We start from the raw sequence: 18,953 nt of genomic DNA, 5'->3' as shown, positions 1-18,953 counted from the left end.
TGTGAGGATGGTGTGATCCCTTGCTCTCTCTGCGAGACTTGGGCAGCTTTTTCGCGCCACACATGAGGAGTCCCAAATGGCCGCCCGGCGGAAGCGACCGCAGTTCGACGAGCCTCTTCTCTCAGTCGAGATCTGTGCCGGGGCGGGCGGGCAAGCCCTCGGACTGCACAAGGCCGGGTTTGATCATCTGGCGCTCGTGGAGTGGGATCGGCATGCTGTCGACACCCTCAAACGGAACGTTGGATCTTGGCCAGGGTGGAGCAAGAAGAAGGCCGAGGCGCTCACTCCAAGTGACGTTAAGGATTTCCTGAATTCTCCAGAGTGCAAAGAAATCAAGGCCAGCGGCAGGCGAATCGACCTATTGGCTGGTGGTGTTCCATGCCCGCCATTTTCGCTAGCCGGTAGGCAGCTTGGACCCGACGACGAGCGGGACCTTTTTCCGGATATGCTTAGAATTGTTGAGGAGCTTAGGCCCAGGGCCATTATGATTGAGAATGTGCGAGGGATTTTGGAGCCTCCGCAGGTTTTCATTGAGTATCGCCGATATATCATCAACGAACTGCACCGGCTCGGATATCGGGTTCCATTGATCAATGCTAGCTGGTCAACGGAGAAGAAGAACTCCGAGATGAAGCGGGTATGGCGTCGCGTTGATGCCAAGCAGTACGGTGTTCCGCAGCTGCGTCCCCGAGCCATCCTCGTTGCTATTCATAAAGATGTGCCTGAAGAGTCTGAGTTTGTTTGGCCAGTTGAATTGCGCAACGGCAGCGCATCGGCCTTCGATAAGCTGAAGCCGTCCATGCTCAGGCGGTGTGAAAAATACTGGACGCTAAACAAGGATGGTCAGCCGGCCGGTGCGGGAGAGCGGACAGGTAAAGACGTCTTCGAAGACTGGGAGACGAACGCTCTCAAGGCCCATCGCGGGGTCACCCAAGGTGTCGCGCCCACGCTGGTTGGTGGCTCCAAGAAGCACGGAGGCGCTGATCTTGGCCCCAGTCGAGCCAAGCGTGCCTGGGAGGCGCTGGGTGTCGATGGCAATGGGGTGGCAAATGATGAAGATCTGTGCGACCCGAAGCGGGACCTTTTCCGTCCAGCAGGACCCATGCTCACCGTGGAGCAAGCGGCCATGATCCAAGGTTTTTCGAATTGGGATTTCGAGGGCGGCAAAACGGCCCGGTACCGGCAGATCGGCAACGCTTTCCCCCCGCCCGTTGCCGAAGCTGTGGGGCGGGCCATCGCTGCGGTGCTGAGGCCAGCAGAGCGTTCTGAGCTCCTGCGGGACTATGTCATGGACAAGAGTGCCGCCGAACCCGTGGCGGATCCCTCTGAGCTAGTCATCTTTGAGTCGGACGCTCTCGGGGATGGCTCTCCTAGCGAGGACCGCAGCGGCGATCTCGTCCGCGCATGAAGCTGAAGGCTCGTGCTCCCAGAAGCGGAGCACGAGCCAACCGGCATCGGTCAGCTGTCTATCGGTATCGCGGTCCCGTTCTTTATTTCGCAGAACTTTTTCGGACCAGTATCCAGGGTTCGTTTTCGGGGATACGTAGTGCTCCGGGCAGCCATGCCAGTAGCAGCCGTCGATAAACACCGCCACCTTTGTGGGGCGGAATACGAGGTCTGCTGTTCGGCGGAGGTCTGGAAGCGGCCTGCTGCAGACGCGATAACGCAAGCCCCGGGCATGCACAAGTCGGCGGATAACCTGCTCCGGCTTGGTGTCCCGGCTCCGGATAGCCTGCATATTGCGGCGGCGCGCGGCAGACGACGCCCAGGATCCGTCCGGGGCCGTCCACTCAGCGTTCTCTGACATGCCTCCGAGGTTAGCGGTGACTGATGAGGCTTGATGAGCCGCTTGCGGTCGACCTGCGCCAAGACCAGATATCGCGGCTCGCCTGAGCGTTGGGGGCGTCGGCCAGCCGGCTCACATCGCCCGAGCGGGGCTCAGCCCTGAGCCGCGCCCCCGTGGCAATCCCGGTACGCCGCCCCCGTCCCGCACCAGCAAGCCGCCCCCTTCGCCGGCGGCCATGCCACCGCCCGGCCCCTTGCCGCCAGGGTCGTCGCGTACTGCGGGAGCAGGTCCGCGTTCCTCGGGGAGGACTGTTCCGAGGCTGCGAACGCCTCGTACGACGGGACCGTTGCCCTCACGATGCCCAGGTTCCCCGTGCCCGTCGACGACAGGTCGCGCAGTGAGGCCTCGATGTCCGTCAGGTGGGCCGTCTGCGTGGGGTATTCCGCTTCCAACTCGGGGTACGCCGCCAACAGTTCGTTCAGTTCGTCCTCCGGCCAGTGCAGCACCGCCACCGGGAACGGGCGGGACAGCGCCGAGCGGTACGAGCCCAGTTCCGAGCGGAGGCGGGCGATTTCGGCCTGGAGTTCGGCCGGGTTGTCGGAGCCCAGGGCCCACAGGCGCTTCGGGTCGTGGAGTTCGTCCAGGGAGATGTCCGCCGTGTGGGACGTGTGGACCCTGTCCGCCAGGGCGTCCCACTCGTCGTGCGGCCGGCCCAGGAGGCGGCGGACGCGGTGGCGGCCCGTGAGGAGGGACTGGGTGGCGTACGCGACCTCGTCGTCGTCCGGGGTGAGGAGCAGGGTGACCGCCGTCGTGAAGCACTCGTGCGACGCCTCGAGCTCGTCGTGGGACTCCAGCGTCTCGGCGATGATCTCCCAGGGCGCGGCGTCCGACGGGGCCGCGGCGCGGATGCCGTCGATCAGGGCGCGGGCCTCCGCCTCGTGGCCGTACTCCCAGAGGTTGGCCGCCTGGAGCGCCTTGATCAGCAAGGGGCGTTCGGGGGAGGCCGCGAGGAGGCGGTCGTAGAGGGTGGAGGCCTGCTCGCGGTCGCCGGACAGTTCCAGGTGGGCCGCTGCCTGGAGGAGCAGGGGCTCGTGGTCCTCGGGGTACTGCGCGGCGGTACGCAGCAGGCGCTCGGCTTCGGTGGTGTGGTCGGCAGGCGTGTCGGGGCGCATGGTGGACACCGTACTGCTGTACGGCGGTTCGAAGACATGGGCCGATCTCACGAGTGCAACGACCTGGTGAGTTGGCGGGGCAGCCCCTATCGTGCGCCCGTGCGGGAGCGGACACGGGAACGGATGCGCGAGCGGTCACGGGAGCGGACGCCGGGGCGGTCACGCGAGCGGGTCCCGGTCGTGGTGCAGGGGCGCGGCTCGCGGAGGCGGCTGTCGCTCGCCCGTGCGCTGTGGGCGGGCGCCGAGGTCACCGTCACCCTCGGGGTCGTCGTCCTCCTCCTCGTCGTACATCAGCTGTGGTGGACCAGCCGGCAGGCCCGGCAGGGCGCCGAGCACCAGGTCCAGGCCCTTGAGCGGGAGTGGGGCCGGGAGTGGGGGCAATCACATCCGCAAGAGCGCCGAGAAGGGCGTCCTCGACAAGGGGTACGTCGGGCACTACCCGCAGACCGCCCAGCCCGGCGAGGCCGGGAACTTCGCCGTCGCCGGGCACCGCAACACGCACGGCGAGCCCTTCCGGTACATCAACCGGCTGCGCGCAGGCGACGAGATCAAGATCGAGACGCGCGACGCGGTCTTTGTGTACGCGGTGAGCAAGGGCCTGGCGCAGACCTCGCCGCGGGACACCGGGGTCATCGCGCGCGTGCCGCGCAGCATCGTGCAGCCCGGTGCCGGTTACAGCGATCCCGGGTACTACCTGACCCTCACCACCTGCACGCCCGAGTACAGCTCCCGGTACCGTCTTGTCGTATGGGGGACGTTGAAGTCGATGAGCCCGCGCTAGGCTGAGGGTTCGGCACAACGAGCGAAGCGAGGGGGGAGCATGATCGGACGTACGACGCGGCTGCTCCGGCCCGCCGCGCTGCTGCTCTTCGTCCTCGTCGAGGTCCTCCTGATCGACGGAGGCAGCCTCACCGCCGCCGTCGCTCTCGCCGCGACCGCCACCGCCGCCGCCGGTTCCGCGCTCGTCGTCTGCGCCGTCATCAGTGCCCGCTGTGCGCCCGCCGTGCCACGCACCAGGGTCCGCACCGCCATCCGCGACCGCGAGCAGCGCACCGCGTTCCTGCCGCAGCGCGATCCCGATGCCAGGGGCCGCACCAGGCCCCGAGCCCCCGGCCGTCCCCTCCTGACGGCCGCGTAGGGGCACACCCTCGTACGAAGTACCCCTCGCGGGTCGTCATGCCGCCATGTCCGCATCCCGGCACGACGAGACCCCCGGAGGGCTCACCCATGTCCGTTTTCGCCACCCTGGTCGAGCAGCTCGCCGACCTGCTCCAGCCGCTCTTCCACACCACCGCCACCGCCGCCGCGATCATCGTCTTCACCGCGCTCGTACGGCTGGCCGTCCACCCCCTCTCCCGGGCGGCCGCCCGCGGCCAGAAGGCCAAGGCCAAGCTCGCGCCGCAGATCGCGGAGCTGCGGAAGAAGCACAGCAAGAACCCGGACCGTCTGCAGAAGGCGTTCATGGAGCTGCACGCGAAGGAGAAGGTCTCGCCGTTCTCCGGCTGCTTGCCCAGCCTGCTGCAGCTGCCGGCGTTCTTTCTGATGTACCACCTGTTCTCCAGCGCGGAGATCGGCGGCGAGCCCAACGGCCTCCTCTCCCACACCCTCTTCGCCGCGCCGCTCGGCGACCGCTGGACCGACGCCCTCGCGCACGGCGGGATCTTCGGCGGGGCGGGCATGGTGTACGTCGCCCTGTTCGTGATCGTCGCCGCCGTGGCGACCTTCACCTACCGGCGTACGAAGCGGCAGCTCGCCGCGGCGCCCGTGCAGGAGCAGCCTCCGGGCATGGGCGCGATGACCAAGGTCATGCCGCTGCTCTCCTTCGCCACGCTCTTCACCGTGGGCTTCGTGCCGCTCGCCGCCGCGCTCTATGTCGTCACCAGCACCACCTGGACCGCGGTCGAGCGGGTCTTCCTCTACCGGGACATGCCGGTCGCGGGCGCGCTTACTACTGTCGCGTAAGGGTCCAGGTTGTGAACGGGGTCTTGCGGAGTGGTCCGCCGTCTTGGAGGATCAGCCAATCCTCCGATGCTCCCGATGGCCGCTCCCATCGGCCGGGCTCGCACTCGACAAGGGGAGACTGACCATGAAACTGCTGCGAGTCGGTACGGCCGGCGCCGAGCGCCCGGCCCTGCTCGACCAGGACGGGACGACCCTGCGGGACCTGTCCGGCCTTGCCACGGACATCGACGGGGAGCTGCTCGCCGACGCGTCCGCCCTCGCCCGGATACGGGCCGCGGCCGTCGCCGGCGAGCTGCCCGTGCTGGATGCCGCCGGGCTCCGGGTCGGGCCGCCGCTCGCCCGTATCGGCAAGGTCGTGTGCATCGGGCTGAACTACCACGACCACGCCGCCGAGACCGGCGCGGTGACTCCGGCCGAGCCGGTCGTCTTCTTCAAGGCCGCCGACACGGTCGTCGGCCCGCACGACACCGTGCTCGTACCGCGCCGCAGCCGCAAGACCGACTGGGAGGTCGAGCTCGCGGTGGTCGTCGGACGTACGGCCCGCTATGTGGAGGACGACGAGGACCCGCTGTCGTACGTCGCGGGCTACGCCGTCTCCCACGACGTCTCGGAGCGCGAGTTCCAGATCGAGCGCGGCGGTACCTGGGACAAGGGCAAGAACTGCGAGACGTTCAACCCGCTGGGGCCGTGGCTGGTGACGGCGGACGAGGTGGCCGACCCGCAGGCGCTCTCGCTCAGGCTCTGGGTCAACGGCGAGCTCAAGCAGAACGGCACGACGGCGGACCAGATCTTCCCGGTGGCGGAGGTCGTCCGGTACGTCAGCCAGTTCATGACGCTGTACCCCGGAGACGTCATCAACACCGGTACGCCGGCGGGTGTGGCGATGGGGCGGCCGGAGCCGAAGCCGTATCTGCGGGCCGGTGACGTGGTGGAGCTGGAGATCGACGGGCTGGGCCGCCAGCGTCAGGAGCTCAAGGACGCGTAGCCGCCCCTGCGGGCGACCGTGAGGGGGGGTGCCGCATCCCGTGCCGGGGGGACGGCAGCGGGATGCGGCGGGAAGGGGCCGCAGGGGTACGGGGGTTGCCCCTGCGGCCCCGGTCTCAGGTGGCGATGAAGCGCTCCAGGGCCTCCACCACCATGGCGTGGTCCTCGGCCTGCGGCAGGCCGGAGACCGTGACCGAGCCGACGACGCCCACGCCGTCGACCGTGATCGGGAACGAGCCGCCGTGCGCCGCGTACGTGTCCGGGTCGAGACGCGAGGACTCCTCGAACGTCGTGCCCTTGGCGCGGTGCCGCGTGCCGACGAGGAACGAGCTCTCGCCGTACCGCTCGACGACACGGCGCTTGCGGTCGATCCAGGCGTCGTTGTCGGCGCTCGATCCCGCCAGCGCGCAGTGGAAGACCTGCTGCGTACCGCGGTGGATGTCGATCGCGACGGGCGCGTGGCGCAGATGGGCCATTTCGACCAGCATGCTGCCGAGCGCCCAGGCGTCGTCGTACGTGAACGTGCGCAGCGTCAGCCGGCGTTCCTGGGCGACGAGCTCGTCGACGGAGAGCGGTGCGGGCGCGGGTGCGGTCTCCGGCGTGGGTGCGGGGCCGGGGGTGGACGCGGGTACGGGTACGGGTACGGGGCCGTGGCCTGCAGTGGTCATGCGGAGACCTCCACGGTGACGCCCTCGCGGGCGGAGCGGTGCGCGGCCTCCAGCACGTCCAGCGCGGCGGCCGCCTCAAGGGCGGTGACAGGCGGGGCGGTGTTCTCGCGCAGGGCGGTGGCGATGCCCGCGTAGTACGCCGGGTAGTCGCCCGGCAGGGTCTCGACCGGGCGTCCGCCGCCGGTCAGCGGCGACTCTCCCGCGCCGAGCGTGCCCCACAGCGACTCGGGCTCCACGCCCCACTCCGCCCCGGGCTGCGGGCGCTTGCCCTCGCGCAGGTCCGCCTCCTGGGGGTCCAGGCCGTGCTTGACGTATCCCGCGACCGAGCCGAGGACCCGGAAGCGCGGGCCGAGCTGGGCGGTGACGGCGCTCATGTACAGATGTGAGCGGACGCCGTTCGCGTGGGTGAGGGCGATGAAGGTGTCGTCGTCGGTCTCGGCGCCGGGGCGGCGGACATCGGCCTCGGCGTACACCCGCACGACCGGGCCGAAGAGGGCCAGCGCCTGGTCGACGACATGGCTGCCCAGGTCGTACAGCAGGCCGCCGATCTCCTGCGGGTCGCCCGACTCGCGCCAGCCGCCCTTGAGCTGCGGGCGCCACCGCTCGAAACGGGACTCGAAGCGCTGTACGTCGCCGAGCTCGCCGTCCGCGATGAGCTTCTGGAGGGTGAGGAAGTCGTTGTCCCAGCGACGGTTCTGGAAGACGGAGAGGAGCAGTCCGCGCTCCTCGGCGAGGGCGGCGAGTTCACGCGCCTCGGCGGCGGTGCCGGCGATCGGCTTGTCCACGACGACCGCGAGGCCGGCCTTGAGGGCGGCGGTCGCGATCGGGACGTGCGTCTTGTTCGGGGACGCGATCACGACCAGATCGAGATCATCCGCACGCTCCCACAGCTCGTCGGGCGAGCCCGCGAAACGTACGTCCGGGAAGGCGGCGCGGGCCTGCTCCTGTCGCTCCGGGCTGGAGGTGACGACCGTGTCGAGGGCGAGGCCTTCGGTGGCGGCGATCAGCGGGGCGTGGAAGACGGAGCCCGCCAGGCCGTAGCCGACGAGCGCGACGCGGTGGGGGCGGCCGGTGCCTGTCATGCCTCCACTTAAGCAACGCTGTTGCCAAAGTGCAAGCGGGGGAGACAATGGCCTGGTGAACAGGACGGACAGAAGCGGTGTGAACCTGCTGGCGCTGCGCAGCCACAATGCGGCGCTGGTGCTCGATCTGCTGCGTGCGGCAGGTGAGGGCGGCATCAGCAGGCTCGAGCTCGCCGAGCGCACCGGGCTCACCCCGCAGGCGGTCAGCAAGATCACCGCGCGGCTGCGCGAGGAGGGCCTGGCGGAGGAGGCGGGCCGCCGCGCGTCCACCGGCGGCAAGCCGCGCACCGTACTGCGCATGGTCCCCGCGGCCGGCCACGCGGTGGGGCTGCATCTGGACCGCGACGAACTGACGGCGGCCCTGCTGGACCTGGCGGGCACGCGGGTCGCGTCCCGCACGGTGCCCCTGGACCTGGGCGCGGGAGCGGAAGTGGTCGTGGAGGCGGCGGCGCGGGAGGTGGAGGCGCTGCTGGCAGCGGACGGGGACCCCTCTCCCCGCACCCGTCCCTTCCCGGCCGCGGCCGACTCCGCCGTCCCTGGGCGCGTGCTCGGCGTCGGGGTCGCCATGCCCGGGCCGCTCGATCACCTCAGGGGTGTGCCGCAGCGCGTGACCGGGTTTCCGCAGTGGGCCGGGTTTCCCCTGCGTGACGCGCTCGCCGCTCGCCTCGGGCTGCCCGTCGTGCTCGACAAGGACACCAACGCCGCCACCCTCGGGCTCGCCCTGCGCGGGCCCGGCGGCTCCTTCGCGTATCTCCACCTCGGTACGGGGCTCGGCGCCGGCCTTGTCCTCGGCGGGGCGCTCTACCGCGGCGCCCGCACCGGAGCGGGGGAGTTCGGGCACCAGGTCATCCAGCTGGACGGGCCCGAGTGCAGCTGCGGCAATCGCGGCTGTATCGAGGCGCTCTGCCTCGCCGCCGTCGCCCGCGGCGACCTCGCCCTGGCCGCGCGGGTCCTCGGCGCCGGCGCCGCGAACCTCGTCGAGCTCCTCGACATCGACCGGGTGCTGCTCGGTGGCCGTGTCGTCGCCGCGGCCGAGGAGTCGTTCGTACGGGGAGTGGGAGCCGCCCTCGCCGAGCGCGGACGGGGAGTGGGCGCTGCCCTCACCGAGCGCGCCCGGATTCCGGTGCTCCCGGCCGGAGGCGGCCCCTGCGTCGTCGCCGAGGGGGCGGGCCAGCTGGTCCTCGCCCCCCTGTTCGGGCGGGCCGAGGTGGCGTTCCCCGCTGGTCGTATATGACAGAAAATAGGCTGATAGGGCGGAGTTGTCGCACTGTTCGGCCGTATGGGCTCGTGGCGCGCAGCTCCGGGCACGCGCGCGTGGCAGGGTCTCGGCTCACAGCCGGGTGATCCCCCGGTGGTACGCGAGCAGCAAAGGCCACCCATGCGACTGCGCAATGCCCTCGCCATCGGCACCACCGCGGCCACGATCGTGACCGTGGCGCTGACCGGTCCGGCCGCGATGGCCACCGCCGTGACCGCGCGCGCCGGAGCCGACAGCATCGCGGGGCGGCCTGCGGGGCCGTACGGGGAGTCGCACGCGGGGCGGCCCGCGGGGCCGATCGCCGGACAGTCCGCCGGGCAGCTCGCCGGACAGGTCGCCGGACAGGTCGCTGCCGGGCCGATCGTCGGCAACGTCGCCGGACAGTCCGCGGGGCGGCCCGCCTCCGGGCCTGTCGCCGGCAGCATCGCCGGGCAGCCTTGGGTGCTGTCCGCGGGGCAGCTCCCCGCCGGGCAGCCCGCCGACAGCATCGCCGGGCCTGTGCCTGTGCCCGTGCCCGTCGCCACGCCGTCCGCCGGGGCCCGTCCCGGGCCCCGGACGCCCGAGGACCGGCAGCCCACCTGTGGCAAGGCCTCCGACCCCGACTTCCCCATCGCCACTCGCATCCACGGCGGCCCCGCCGTCCAGCACCCCGGCGGCGACTCCCGCCAGTGGTCCGTGGACCTCACCAACACCACCGACGAGACCTGCAGCAACATCCACCCGGTGATCGTCTTCACCGGGCGCGACAAGGGACTCACCGCGCCCCGGATCCAGTTGGAGTTCCGCGACGAGGACACGGACCGCTGGCTTCCCGTCGTCATCGAGACGACCGCCGAGGAGGAGGTCGTCGGGGTTCTCGACGGCGTCGGGTTCTCCGGCTTCGCCGTCCCGGCCCGCAAGTCGCTCACCGTCGACGTCCGGCTCGCGCTCGCCGCCGACACCCCGCCCAACGCGGTCACCGTCAACGCCGCGATCGTCCAGCGGAAGGGCGACGACGGCGAATGGGTCGGGGAGTCCGGCGACTACCGCTTCGACGTCGTCGAAGCGGAGCGCGAGAAGAAGAAGAAGGAGGAGGACGGTTCCGGATCCGCCACCGCCCCCGACGGGGCCGGCGACCTCGACGAGCTCGACGGGATCGGCGAACTCGATGCCCTCGACGAGCCCGACGAGCTCGCCACGACGGGTATGGACTCCGTGCTCCGCCTCGCCGTCGGTGCCGGCGCCGTCCTTCTGTGCTGCGGGGGCCTGGCACTGGCGGCCCGCCGCTTCCGCGCCGCGCGACGCTGAGCGGGTTCCTTATCGTCCGTTGGTACACGTCACAGCCTCAGGCAACGATGACAAGCACCCGCGCCCCTGAGTCGGGTGCTGTCACCACACCCGCCGCCGCGCGCCACCTCGGCGTTCCACCTGATACCGGGTGGCTGTTCCGCCACCGGTATTCATCGCAGGGTGAGCGGGGTCTCGGATTCGACGCGCAACAGCTTCTCGGGGTTGCGGACGTAGTAGAGGCCGGTGATGCGGGCGTCCTCGACGCGGATCGCCATGATGCCGTCGATCTCGCCGTCCAGGTGTACGAGGAGTGCCGGGTTGCCGTTGACCATGGCGGGGCCGACGGTGATCGGGAGTTCGTTCTTGCCGAGACCACCGATCATGAAGCGGGCCACCTTCCAGGCACCGGTGATCGGCCGCGGCGCGGCCTGCTTGATGCCGCCGCCGTCGCTCATCAGAACGACCTCCGGGGCGAGCACGTCGAGGAGGCCCTGCAGGTCTCCGCTGTCGAGCGCGCGCTGGAACGAAGCCAGAGCCGCCCGGGTCTCGCTCGCGGAGACCACCTGGCGAGGGCGGCGGGCATCGACGTGCCGGCGGGCGCGGTGCGCGATCTGGCGGACGGCCGCGGGGCTCTTGTCGACGGCGGCCGCGATCTCGTCGTAGCCGACGTCGAAGACCTCGCGCAGCACGAAAACGGCGCGCTCGGTGGGCGACAGCGTCTCCAGGACGAGCATGACCGCCATCGACACGCTCTCGGCGAGCTCGACGTCCTGGGCCACGTCCGGCGCGGTGAGCAGCGGCTCGGGCAGCCAGGGGCCGACGTAGGCCTCCTTGCGGCGCGACATCGTGCGCAGCCGGTTGAGCGACTGGCGGGTTGTGATCCGGACCAGGTAGGCGCGCTGGTCGCTCACCTGTCCCAGGTCGACCTTGACCCACCGCAGCCAGGTCTCCTGGAGGACGTCCTCGGCGTCGGCCGCCGATCCGAGCATCTCGTAGGCGACGGTGAAGAGCAGGTTGCGGTGGGCGACGAAAGTCTCGGTCGCCGGGTCAGTGGTGTGGTCGCTCATATCCCGACCCCTCTCCTTCGCGGCCGGCCCTGGTTGCCGAAGGCCTTCGAGCGTGCATCCACAGCAAGGTCCTTTTCGTTGGCGGCCGTTCGATCCGACCCACCTGTCCGGTGCGATCGAGAGTAGGACACCACCCGGCGCACGGCTGTGACACGCCAAGCATGAACGCATGCGTGAGGCGGCGCCCCCCAACAAGGGCGTACAAGGGCGTCGCCGCACGTCATGCAGTCCAGATCCGTTGATAGGTGACAGTCGACCGCACCGACCACGAATGCCTGGCTAGGCTGCTTGTTCAGCGGTGGCCGGCGCCTCCCCGCGCTTGGCCTGCAGCAGTTGCCGGCGCTTGTCATCCTTGGTCCACCAGGTGCGCGCACCGGGCTTGCGTGCCTCGTACGCCAGCTGCCAGACGGTGGCCTTGCAAATGAACTCCTTGAGCTTCGCGCTCGGGCGGCCGCCGAGGTAGTACCTCTTGGCGGTGTCGTCCTTGCCGGCGAACTGAAGGATGCCGGAGCGACGACCCAGGCTGATGCACTGGCTGACGAACCCCACCTCGATGGGGGCGGGTTGCTCACCGGCGATCCGGCTGAGCACTGTCTCGGCGGCCTGCGGGCCCAGCTGAACCGCGGCCTGGCAGCTCATCCGGAACGGCAGGTCCGACGGCGCCGCCGAATCCCCGGCCGCGACGATGCGTTCGTCGTCCACGCTCGTCAGCGTCTCGTCCGTGAGCAGGCGGCCCAAGGCGTCGGTGCTCAGCCCGCTGCGCGCGGCCAGGTCCGGCACGCCGAATCCGGCGGTCCAGATGGTCACCTTGCTCGGCAGCTTGCGGCCGCCACTGAGCTGCACGCTGTCGCGAGTCACAGCCGTCACCTTCGCGTCGGGGCCTTCGAGCACGGTCACACCGAGTGCGGCCAGCCGCTGGGCAACCGAGCGTCGACCCCGGGGATGCAGATACGGGCCGAGCACCTCGCCGCAGACCAGGGTCACGGTGCGGCCCTCCTCCGCCAGCTCGGCGGCGGTCTCGATGCCGGTCGGACCGGCTCCGACAACCGTCACCGCGGCTGTTGCAGGTGCGGCGTCGACGACCGGCCGCAGCCGCTGCGCCTCCTCCAGAGTGGCAATCGGGTAGGCGAACTCGGCCGCTCCGGGCACGCGCGGGTCGGCGCTGCCACTGCCCACTGCGTAGATCAGGTAGTCGTAGCCGACCGTGCCGCCGGTCGCCAACGTCACGCTGCGCTCGGTCGCGTCGATCCGTGCCACGGTGTCGACCACCAGCCGGATGCCCTTGCCCAGGACTTTGCGGTAGGCGACGACCGCGTCGTGGGACCCACCCACCAATTGGTGCAGGCGGATCCGCTCGACGAAGGTCGGGCGCGGGTTGATCAGCGTCACTGTCACGTCGCCGCGCTGCGTCAGACGATTGGCCGCCATGACGCCGGCGTATCCGCCGCCGATCACGACCACATCGGTGTTCTCGGTCATGGTGTCTCCTTCGGTTCCAGGGGCTCGACCTCAAGACACCGCGTGATCGATTGTTGTGACAGCCTGTGAGGCAGGTCACTCCACAGGCGTGGGCTCGTGGGCCCGGCACGCGGAGTCCGCACGGTCGGAGCTGAGGCTCCGGGGATGCGCGCCACCCCAGGGGGCGGGGGTGCGGGGCGAACACGAAGGCCCGGCGGCGCCCGCGCTCAACGCACCTCACCTCGTCCGAACGCTCGTGGGCGACGCCGAACGTTCATATCCGTCTGCGAGCATCCCTTGGTGGACTACCCGAACGACCAGGCGCCCGGCGCCCCTGTCCGCTCCGGCATCCCGGAGCATGGACGCATCCCCAAGTACTACGCCGTCAAGGCCCATATCTCGCTCCTGACAGAGGAGTTGGGCGAGGGGGGACTGCTGCCGACCGAGCGCGATCTCGCCGTACGGTACGAAGTCTCGCGCGAGACCGTGCGCCAGGCGCTGCGTGAACTCCTGCTGGAGGGCCGGCTCCGCCGCCAGGGCCGCGGCACGGTCGTCGCCGGCCCCAAACTGGAGCAGCCCCTCTCGCTCGCCAGCTACACCGAAGGCGTACGCCGCCAGGGGCGCAGGCCGGGCCGCAGCCTGATCACGCTCGACCGGTTCCCCTGCTCGGCCGCGCTGGCCGCCGAGATCGGGACGGAGCGCGGCGACCCCGTCTGGCACATGGAGCGGGTGCTGCTCGCGGACGACGAGCGGGTCGGCCTGGAGAGTACGTACGTCGCCGTCGCCCGAGTGCCGGACCTGGACGCCGACTTCGACCCCGACTCGTCCTTCTACTCCTATCTGCGTGAGCGCCTCGGAATCTCCTTCGGCGACGCGGACGAGCGGATCGAGACGGTACTCGCGACGCCGCGTGAGGCGCTGCTGATCGGCGCGCCGCCGGCCCTGCCGATGCTGCTGATCCACCGTGTCTCGCGGGACACGGCAGGCAAGCCGCTGGAGCGGGTGCGCACCCTCTACCGCGGCGACCGCTTCAGCTTCACGACGCATCTGGGCGCCGGGGCGTGAGGGGCCGAGCCGGGGGCTGAGTCCCTGGCGTACAGCGAAGCCGGACAGAGCAAGAAGATAACGAGAAGATAACGGGTCTGGTCCAACCTTGGGTGCCCGTTCACCCTCCCGTTGCCGTCCGGATCCGTCCGGGTCACCGCCCCCCACGAGCGTTGCCGCCGTGAGAGTCATCGTCGTAGGAGCCGGCGTGGTGGGAACCATGCACGCCTGGCACGCAGTGGAACGCGGCCACGAGGTCGTACACATCGAGCGCGAGACCGAGGCCCGGGGCGCCAGCCTGCGCAACTTCGGCCAGATATGGGTCAGCGGCCGCGCCGGAGGAGAGGAGCTGGAGACCGCACTGCGCGCCCGCGAGCTGTGGGAGTCCATCGGGGAGCGGGTGCCCGGACTCGGCTTCCGGGCGATCGGCTCGCTCACCCCCGTACGTAACGACCTCGAGCTCGCCGTCGCCGAGGCGGCCGTGGCCCGCCCCGACGCGGCGGCCCGCGGCTACCAGCTGGTCACCGCGGGCGAGGCCCGCCGGATCAACCCCGCCCTGCGCGGGAAGTTCGAGGGGGCGCTGTGGTGCGAGCGCGACGCCGCCGTCGAGCCGCGGCCCGCCCAACTCGCCCTGAAACAGGCCCTGCTGGCCTCCGGCCGGTACACCTACCTCGGCGGCCGCGAGGTCCGCGACGTCATCGGTGAAGGATCCGTCCGCGACGACCACGGCGAGGTGCACACCGGCGACGCCGTCGTCCTCTGTACGGGCGCGTCGCTCTCCGGTCTCGTACGCGAGCTCGCCCCCGACCTGCCCGTACGCCGCGTCCGCCTCCAGATGATGCAGACCGACCCGCTCGGCGAGCCGCTCACCACCTCCGTCGCCGACGCCGACAGCTTCCGCTACTACCCGGCGTACGCGAGCGAGGCGCTGGACGCCCTGAGCGCCGGGCAGGCCCAGACGCCGACCGCCGCCGCGCACAAGATGCAGCTGCTGATGGTGCAGCGGCTCGACGGCGGACTGACCATCGGCGACACCCACGAGTACGAGCACCCCTTCGCCTTCGACACCCTCGAGGACCCGTACGAGCACCTCATCGAGGTCGTCGAGTCCTTCCTCGGCAGGCCGCTGCCGAGGATCCGCCGCCGCTGGGCCGGGGTGTACGCGCAGTGCACCGACACGAGCCGCGTGGTGCACCGGCAGCAGGTGCGCGACGGGGTGTGGCTGGTGACCGGGCCGGGCGGGCGCGGCATGACCTGCTCGCCCGCCATTGCCGAGACGACCGCGAACGAACTGGGCTGGTGACAGCAATGACGACGACGAACCGCAGCAACCTCGTCGTACTGGACATGGCCGGTACGACCGTCGCCGACGGGGGACTGGTCGAGCAGGCCTTCGCCACGGCCGCGGAACGGCTGGGCGCCGAGCCGGAGTCGATGCCCGGCATGCTCGACCACGTCCGCGCCACCATGGGCGAGTCGAAGATCTCCGTCTTCCGGCATCTGTTCGGGGACGAGGGCCGTGCCCGGGCCGCGAACATCGCGTTCGAGGAGGCGTACGGGGAGCTGGTCGACGGCGGACGCATCGCCCCGGTTCCCGGCGCCCGCGAGGCCATCGAGGAGCTGGCGGACCAGGGCCGGACCGTCGTGCTGACCACCGGCTTCGCCCGCACCACACAGGACGCGATCCTGAGGGCCCTGGGCTGGCAGGACCTGGTCGGTCTGACCCTGTGTCCGGCCGACGCGGGCGGTCGCGGGCGGCCCTACCCCGACATGGTCCTCGCCGCCTTCCTGCGTACGGGGGCGGTGGACGGCGTCCGGGACATCGCGGTCGCGGGCGACACGTCGTACGACATGCTCAGCGGCGTACGTTCCGGAGCGGGCATCGTCGCCGGGGTGCTCACCGGCGCCCACGACGAGGCCGCGCTGCGGCGGGCGGGGGCGAGTGACATCCTCGCCTCGGTCGCCGAGTTGCCCGGGCTCCTCGCCGGGGCGGCCCGATGACCGGCGGCATCCGCTTCGAGAACGTCTCGGTCTCGTACGGGGGGGCGCGGCGGGACCACAGCGCTCGACTCGCTCGACCTCACCGTCGAACCGGGCGAAGTCATGGCGCTGCTGGGGCCCTCGGGGTCGGGGAAGACCACCGCGCTGCGTGCCGTCGCCGGCTTTGTGCAGCCCGTTGCCGGGCGGGTGTTCATCGGCGAGCGGGACGTCACCGGGCTGCCTCCGCACCGGCGCGGCATCGGCATGGTCGTGCAGCAGTACGCCCTCTTCCCGCACATGCGCGTCAAGGACAACGTCGCCTTCGGCCTCAAGGCGCAGAAGGCGCCCAAGGGCGAGATAACCGGCCGGGTCGCCGAGGCGCTCGAGCTGACGGGCATGGCGGCGTACGCGAAGCGCTATCCGCGCGAACTGTCCGGAGGGCAGCAGCAGCGGGTCGCCATCGCGCGGGCGCTGGCGATCCGCCCGGGGGTGCTGCTGCTGGACGAGCCGCTCTCCGCGCTGGATGCGCAGCTGCGCTCCGGGATGCTGGCGGAACTGGCGCGGCTGCACCGGGAGTTGCCGGACGTCTCGATCCTGTATGTCACGCACGACCAGGTCGAGGCGCTCACACTCGCGGACCGGATCGCGGTCATGGACAGGGCGCGGCTGCGGGACTGCGGGACACCGCAGGAGCTGTACCGGCGGCCGCGTACGGAGTTCACGGCGTCGTTCGTGGGGAACGCGAATCTGCTGCCGGTCACGGTGGGCGCCGGGTCGGTGTCCTTCGCCGGGACGGACCTCGGGGTGACTGTCGGCGAGGCCTCGGCCGGGGCGACGGCGACCCTGTGCATACGCCCGCACCTGGTCGGACTCGGCGAAGGGCCCAACGCCCTGCGCGGCACGCTCGCCGAGGTCCAGTGGCGGGGGTCCACCCACCGGCTGTACGTCGACGTGGCGGGCCACCGCCTCAAGGCGGACCTGCGGGAGCTGCGGGAGACTCCGTCGCTGGGCGACGAGGTGACGCTGCACTTCGCGCCGGAGGACGCGGTGCTGCTTCCCGCGGGTGCGGGCCCGGGTCCGGGTCCGGGGGCCGGTGCGGTTTCGGGGCCGGGGGTGTCCGATGGCTAGCGCGACGCCGTCGCCCGCGGACCGCGGTGGGCTGCGCCCGGCCTCCGGGGCGGGGGTTCCCACCGGCACGACGTGTGCGCAGGGCGGGTCGGGTGCGGGTCCTGCGGTGGTGGGTCCCGCGCCGTCGCCGTCGCTGTCGGCGTCCGCGAGCGTCGCAGACGGGCGGGACCGGCCGGAGGTTGGAATGTCCGCGGGTGACGGGTCGGCCGTGCGGTCACCGGTGGTGGGCAGTCCGCTGTCGGTGTCTGCGGGCGCCGCGGACGGGCCGGGCCGGCCGGAGGCCGACGGGCAGCGCGGCGGGCGTCCCATGCCCGGCGGGGTGCGGCAAGCCGGAGACCGGCACGCGGGCGTGCCCGCCGATCGCGCCGCGGGCCTGCCGGAGGGCGCATCGCCCCGTGCCGGGCGCGGCCCTCACACCGATCGCGCCGCGGGTCGGCCGGACGGCGCATCGCCCCGTGCCGGGCGCGGCCCTCACACCCCCGCGCGCGGGAAGCCCCGTCGCCGCGTACCCCGCTTCGTCTGGGCCCTGCCACCCGTCGCCGTGCTCGGGGTCGTCTTCCTCTATCCCCTCGGGCTCGTCGTGCAGGAGTCCCTCGCACCCGGTGCGTACGCCGACGTCTTTGCGTCCACCGCCTTCCGGGACGCCCTCGTCACCACCGTCTGGCTCGCGGTCGGGGCGACCGTCGGGTGTCTCGTACTCGGCTTCGCCCTCGCCCTGATCATCGCCTTCGTACCGTTCCCCGGCGGCAGAGCGGTCTCGAAGTTCATCGACGTCTTCCTCTCCTTTCCCTCCTTCCTCATCACGCTCGCGCTGCTCTTCCTCTACGGCACCGTCGGCATGGCCAACGGCCTCTGGAGCGACCTCACCGGCGCGGCCGAAGGCCCCTTCCACTTCCTCACCACCCCCTGGGGCGTACTCCTCGCGGAGATCACCTACTTCACGCCCTTCGTGATGCGCCCGCTGCTCGCCGCCTTCTCACAGCTGGACACCGCGCAGCTGGAGGTCGCCTCCTCGCTCGGGGCCAGGCCCGCGCGGATCGTGCGGCGGGTGATTCTGCCCGAGGCACTGCCCGCCCTCGCGGCCGGCGGGAGTCTGGTGCTCGTCATGTGCCTCAACGAGTTCGGCATCGTCCTGTTCACCGGGGCGAAGGGCGTCACGACCCTGCCGATGCTCGTCTACAGCAAGGCGATCCTCGAGTCCGACTACCCTGCCGCCTGCGTCGTCGCGGTCGTCAACATCGCGATCTCCGTCGGCCTTTACAGCCTCTACCGGGTGGTGAGCCGTCGTGCTGGTGCATAGCAAGAAGGGCCGCTGGGCCACCTGGGCCCTCTTCTTCGCCCTCTTCCTGCCGCTGTTCGCGGTGCCGCTCCTCGTCATCGTCGCCGCGTCCTTCTCGACGAACTGGTCCGGCGCGTTCCCCTCCGGGCCGACCACCGAGCACTACGGCGCGGCCGTACGCGGAGAGTCCCTCCAGGCCCTGACCACCAGCCTGGTCACCGCCGTCACCGCCAGCCTGCTCGCGCTCACCGTCGGCAGCTGGGCGGCGCTCGCGGCCTCCGCCCTCACCCGGCGCGGGCGCCGCGCCGTCGACGCGCTGTTCATGCTGCCGGTCGCCGTCCCCTCCGTCGTCGTCGGCCTCGCCATCCTGGTCGCGTTCTCCCAGCCGCCGATGCTGCTCAACGGCACGCGCTGGATCGTGATCCTCGCGCACACCGTTCTTGTCACGGCGTTCGCCCACCAGTCGGTCGCGGCGGCCATCATGCGCCTCGACCCGATGTACGAGCAGGCGGCGGCGAGCCTCGGCGCCCGACCCTCGTACGTACTGCTCCGAGTGAAGCTCCCGCTTCTGCTGCCGTCCCTCAACGCGGCGGCAGGGCTCTGCTTCGCCCTGTCCATGGGCGAGTTGAGCGCCACGATGATGCTCTACCCGCCGGACTGGATGCCGCTGCCGGTGCAGATCTTCACCGCCACCGACCGCGGGTCCCTCTTCACCGGGTCGGCCGTCGCGGTCGTCCTGATGGGCACGACGCTGCTCGTGCTCCTCGCCGTCTCCCGTATCCGTACCAGAGCCTCGTTCCGCTAGGAGATACACAA

17 protein-coding genes and 2 pseudogenes are annotated in these 18,953 nt (G+C 70.9%); 13 read left to right on the top strand and 6 right to left on the bottom strand.

Annotation, left to right across the window (positions count from 1 at the left end; genetic code table 11):
* Positions 1-76 precede the first annotated feature (76 nt).
* Positions 77-1,408, top strand: coding sequence for a DNA cytosine methyltransferase (locus tag OG883_RS26430; RefSeq protein ID WP_266545516.1), 1,332 nt, complete (start codon positions 77-79; stop codon positions 1,406-1,408).
* Here the strand turns inward: OG883_RS26430 and OG883_RS26425 are convergent.
* Both OG883_RS26425 and OG883_RS26420 read right to left on the bottom strand, forming a co-directional pair.
* On the bottom strand, positions 1,331-1,807 hold the full coding sequence (locus tag OG883_RS26425) for a very short patch repair endonuclease (RefSeq protein WP_266545513.1): 477 nt from the start codon (positions 1,805-1,807) through the stop codon (positions 1,331-1,333). The two genes, OG883_RS26430 and OG883_RS26425, sit on opposite strands and share 78 nt — an antisense overlap.
* Positions 1,808-1,938: 131 nt before the next feature.
* Complete coding sequence (locus tag OG883_RS26420) at positions 1,939-2,958, bottom strand: hypothetical protein (protein ID WP_266545510.1); 1,020 nt, start codon at positions 2,956-2,958, stop codon at positions 1,939-1,941.
* A gap of 123 nt (positions 2,959-3,081) precedes the next feature.
* Between OG883_RS26420 and OG883_RS26415 the strand changes: the two are divergent.
* The 4 genes and pseudogenes from OG883_RS26415 (at position 3,082) to OG883_RS26400 (ending at position 5,905) form a co-directional block, all read left to right on the top strand.
* Positions 3,082-3,739 (top strand): annotated as a pseudogene (locus OG883_RS26415) (class E sortase).
* 39 nt (positions 3,740-3,778) lie between these two features.
* Positions 3,779-4,096 carry a DUF6412 domain-containing protein gene (locus OG883_RS26410; RefSeq protein WP_266545507.1) on the top strand — a complete coding sequence of 106 codons (318 nt, stop codon included), beginning with the start codon at positions 3,779-3,781 and terminating at the stop codon, positions 4,094-4,096.
* An 89-nt stretch (positions 4,097-4,185) separates the two neighbouring features.
* Positions 4,186-4,920, top strand: a complete 735-nt coding sequence (locus OG883_RS26405; protein WP_266545504.1) for a YidC/Oxa1 family membrane protein insertase — start codon at positions 4,186-4,188, stop codon at positions 4,918-4,920.
* Positions 4,921-5,044: 124 nt separating this feature from the next.
* Positions 5,045-5,905, top strand: a complete 861-nt coding sequence (locus tag OG883_RS26400; protein ID WP_266545502.1) for a fumarylacetoacetate hydrolase family protein — start codon at positions 5,045-5,047, stop codon at positions 5,903-5,905.
* A 115-nt stretch (positions 5,906-6,020) separates the two neighbouring features.
* Here the strand turns inward: OG883_RS26400 and OG883_RS26395 are convergent, their stop codons facing one another.
* Positions 6,021-6,572 carry a heme-degrading domain-containing protein gene (locus OG883_RS26395; RefSeq protein WP_266545499.1) on the bottom strand — a complete coding sequence of 184 codons (552 nt, stop codon included), beginning with the start codon at positions 6,570-6,572 and terminating at the stop codon, positions 6,021-6,023.
* Positions 6,569-7,654 (bottom strand): Gfo/Idh/MocA family oxidoreductase, encoded by a 1,086-nt coding sequence (locus OG883_RS26390; RefSeq protein ID WP_266545496.1) that lies wholly within the window; start codon positions 7,652-7,654, stop codon positions 6,569-6,571. The genes OG883_RS26395 and OG883_RS26390 overlap by 4 nt, the downstream gene beginning before the upstream one ends.
* A 55-nt stretch (positions 7,655-7,709) precedes the next feature.
* Between OG883_RS26390 and OG883_RS26385 the strand changes: the two genes are divergently transcribed.
* Together OG883_RS26385 and OG883_RS26380 are read left to right on the top strand one after the other, a co-directional pair.
* Positions 7,710-8,888, top strand: coding sequence for an ROK family transcriptional regulator (locus OG883_RS26385; RefSeq protein WP_266545494.1), 1,179 nt, complete (start codon positions 7,710-7,712; stop codon positions 8,886-8,888).
* Positions 8,889-9,032: 144 nt separating this feature from the next.
* Positions 9,033-10,199 carry a hypothetical protein gene (locus tag OG883_RS26380; protein ID WP_266545492.1) on the top strand — a complete coding sequence of 389 codons (1,167 nt, stop codon included), beginning with the start codon at positions 9,033-9,035 and terminating at the stop codon, positions 10,197-10,199.
* A gap of 152 nt (positions 10,200-10,351) precedes the next feature.
* Here the strand turns inward: OG883_RS26380 and OG883_RS26375 are convergent, their stop codons facing one another.
* Together OG883_RS26375 and OG883_RS26370 are read right to left on the bottom strand one after the other, a co-directional pair.
* Positions 10,352-11,248, bottom strand: a complete 897-nt coding sequence (locus tag OG883_RS26375; protein WP_266545489.1) for an RNA polymerase sigma-70 factor — start codon at positions 11,246-11,248, stop codon at positions 10,352-10,354.
* A 279-nt stretch (positions 11,249-11,527) separates the two neighbouring features.
* Positions 11,528-12,727, bottom strand: coding sequence for an NAD(P)/FAD-dependent oxidoreductase (locus OG883_RS26370; protein ID WP_266545486.1), 1,200 nt, complete (start codon positions 12,725-12,727; stop codon positions 11,528-11,530).
* A gap of 279 nt (positions 12,728-13,006) precedes the next feature.
* Between OG883_RS26370 and OG883_RS26365 the strand changes: the two genes are divergently transcribed.
* The 6 genes and pseudogenes from OG883_RS26365 to OG883_RS26340 all read left to right on the top strand — a co-directional run bounded on the left by OG883_RS26365 (position 13,007) and on the right by OG883_RS26340 (position 18,942).
* Complete coding sequence (locus tag OG883_RS26365) at positions 13,007-13,771, top strand: GntR family transcriptional regulator (RefSeq protein ID WP_266545483.1); 765 nt, start codon at positions 13,007-13,009, stop codon at positions 13,769-13,771.
* Between the two features lie 160 nt (positions 13,772-13,931).
* Positions 13,932-15,053, top strand: coding sequence for a TIGR03364 family FAD-dependent oxidoreductase (locus OG883_RS26360; RefSeq protein WP_266545480.1), 1,122 nt, complete (start codon positions 13,932-13,934; stop codon positions 15,051-15,053).
* Positions 15,054-15,058: 5 nt separating this feature from the next.
* A complete protein-coding gene (locus OG883_RS26355; protein ID WP_266545477.1) occupies positions 15,059-15,751 on the top strand; it encodes a phosphonatase-like hydrolase in 693 nt (230 codons plus the stop codon).
* Positions 15,748-16,858, top strand: a pseudogene (locus OG883_RS26350) (ABC transporter ATP-binding protein). Before OG883_RS26355 ends, OG883_RS26350 begins: the two are co-directional and overlap by 4 nt.
* Before the next feature lie 184 nt (positions 16,859-17,042).
* Positions 17,043-18,158, top strand: coding sequence for a 2-aminoethylphosphonate ABC transporter permease subunit (locus OG883_RS26345; RefSeq protein ID WP_266545475.1), 1,116 nt, complete (start codon positions 17,043-17,045; stop codon positions 18,156-18,158).
* Positions 18,145-18,942, top strand: a complete 798-nt coding sequence (locus OG883_RS26340; protein ID WP_266545472.1) for an ABC transporter permease — start codon at positions 18,145-18,147, stop codon at positions 18,940-18,942. The genes OG883_RS26345 and OG883_RS26340 overlap by 14 nt, the downstream gene beginning before the upstream one ends.
* Positions 18,943-18,953 lie beyond the last annotated feature (11 nt).

The sequence above is a fragment of the Streptomyces sp. NBC_01142 genome (assembly GCF_026341125.1).
In the GTDB taxonomy this organism is placed as follows: Bacteria; Actinomycetota; Actinomycetes; order Streptomycetales; family Streptomycetaceae; genus Streptomyces.
This window is presented reverse-complemented; position numbering and strand designations above follow the sequence as displayed.

What these genes read in the sequence shown, in the direction of transcription:
- OG883_RS26430 (WP_266545516.1), top strand. Translation starts at nt 77, where the DNA reads ATGGCCGCCCGGCGGAAGCGACCGCAGTTCGACGAGCCTCTTCTCTCA.
- OG883_RS26425 (WP_266545513.1), bottom strand. Translation starts at nt 1,807, where the DNA reads ATGTCAGAGAACGCTGAGTGGACGGCCCCGGACGGATCCTGGGCGTCG.
- OG883_RS26420 (WP_266545510.1), bottom strand. Translation starts at nt 2,958, where the DNA reads ATGCGCCCCGACACGCCTGCCGACCACACCACCGAAGCCGAGCGCCTG.
- OG883_RS26410 (WP_266545507.1), top strand. Translation starts at nt 3,779, where the DNA reads ATGATCGGACGTACGACGCGGCTGCTCCGGCCCGCCGCGCTGCTGCTC.
- OG883_RS26405 (WP_266545504.1), top strand. Translation starts at nt 4,186, where the DNA reads ATGTCCGTTTTCGCCACCCTGGTCGAGCAGCTCGCCGACCTGCTCCAG.
- OG883_RS26400 (WP_266545502.1), top strand. Translation starts at nt 5,045, where the DNA reads ATGAAACTGCTGCGAGTCGGTACGGCCGGCGCCGAGCGCCCGGCCCTG.
- OG883_RS26395 (WP_266545499.1), bottom strand. Translation starts at nt 6,572, where the DNA reads ATGACCACTGCAGGCCACGGCCCCGTACCCGTACCCGTACCCGCGTCC.
- OG883_RS26390 (WP_266545496.1), bottom strand. Translation starts at nt 7,654, where the DNA reads ATGACAGGCACCGGCCGCCCCCACCGCGTCGCGCTCGTCGGCTACGGC.
- OG883_RS26380 (WP_266545492.1), top strand. Translation starts at nt 9,033, where the DNA reads ATGCGACTGCGCAATGCCCTCGCCATCGGCACCACCGCGGCCACGATC.
- OG883_RS26375 (WP_266545489.1), bottom strand. Translation starts at nt 11,248, where the DNA reads ATGAGCGACCACACCACTGACCCGGCGACCGAGACTTTCGTCGCCCAC.
- OG883_RS26370 (WP_266545486.1), bottom strand. Translation starts at nt 12,727, where the DNA reads ATGACCGAGAACACCGATGTGGTCGTGATCGGCGGCGGATACGCCGGC.
- OG883_RS26355 (WP_266545477.1), top strand. Translation starts at nt 15,059, where the DNA reads ATGACGACGACGAACCGCAGCAACCTCGTCGTACTGGACATGGCCGGT.
- OG883_RS26345 (WP_266545475.1), top strand. Translation starts at nt 17,043, where the DNA reads ATGTCCGCGGGTGACGGGTCGGCCGTGCGGTCACCGGTGGTGGGCAGT.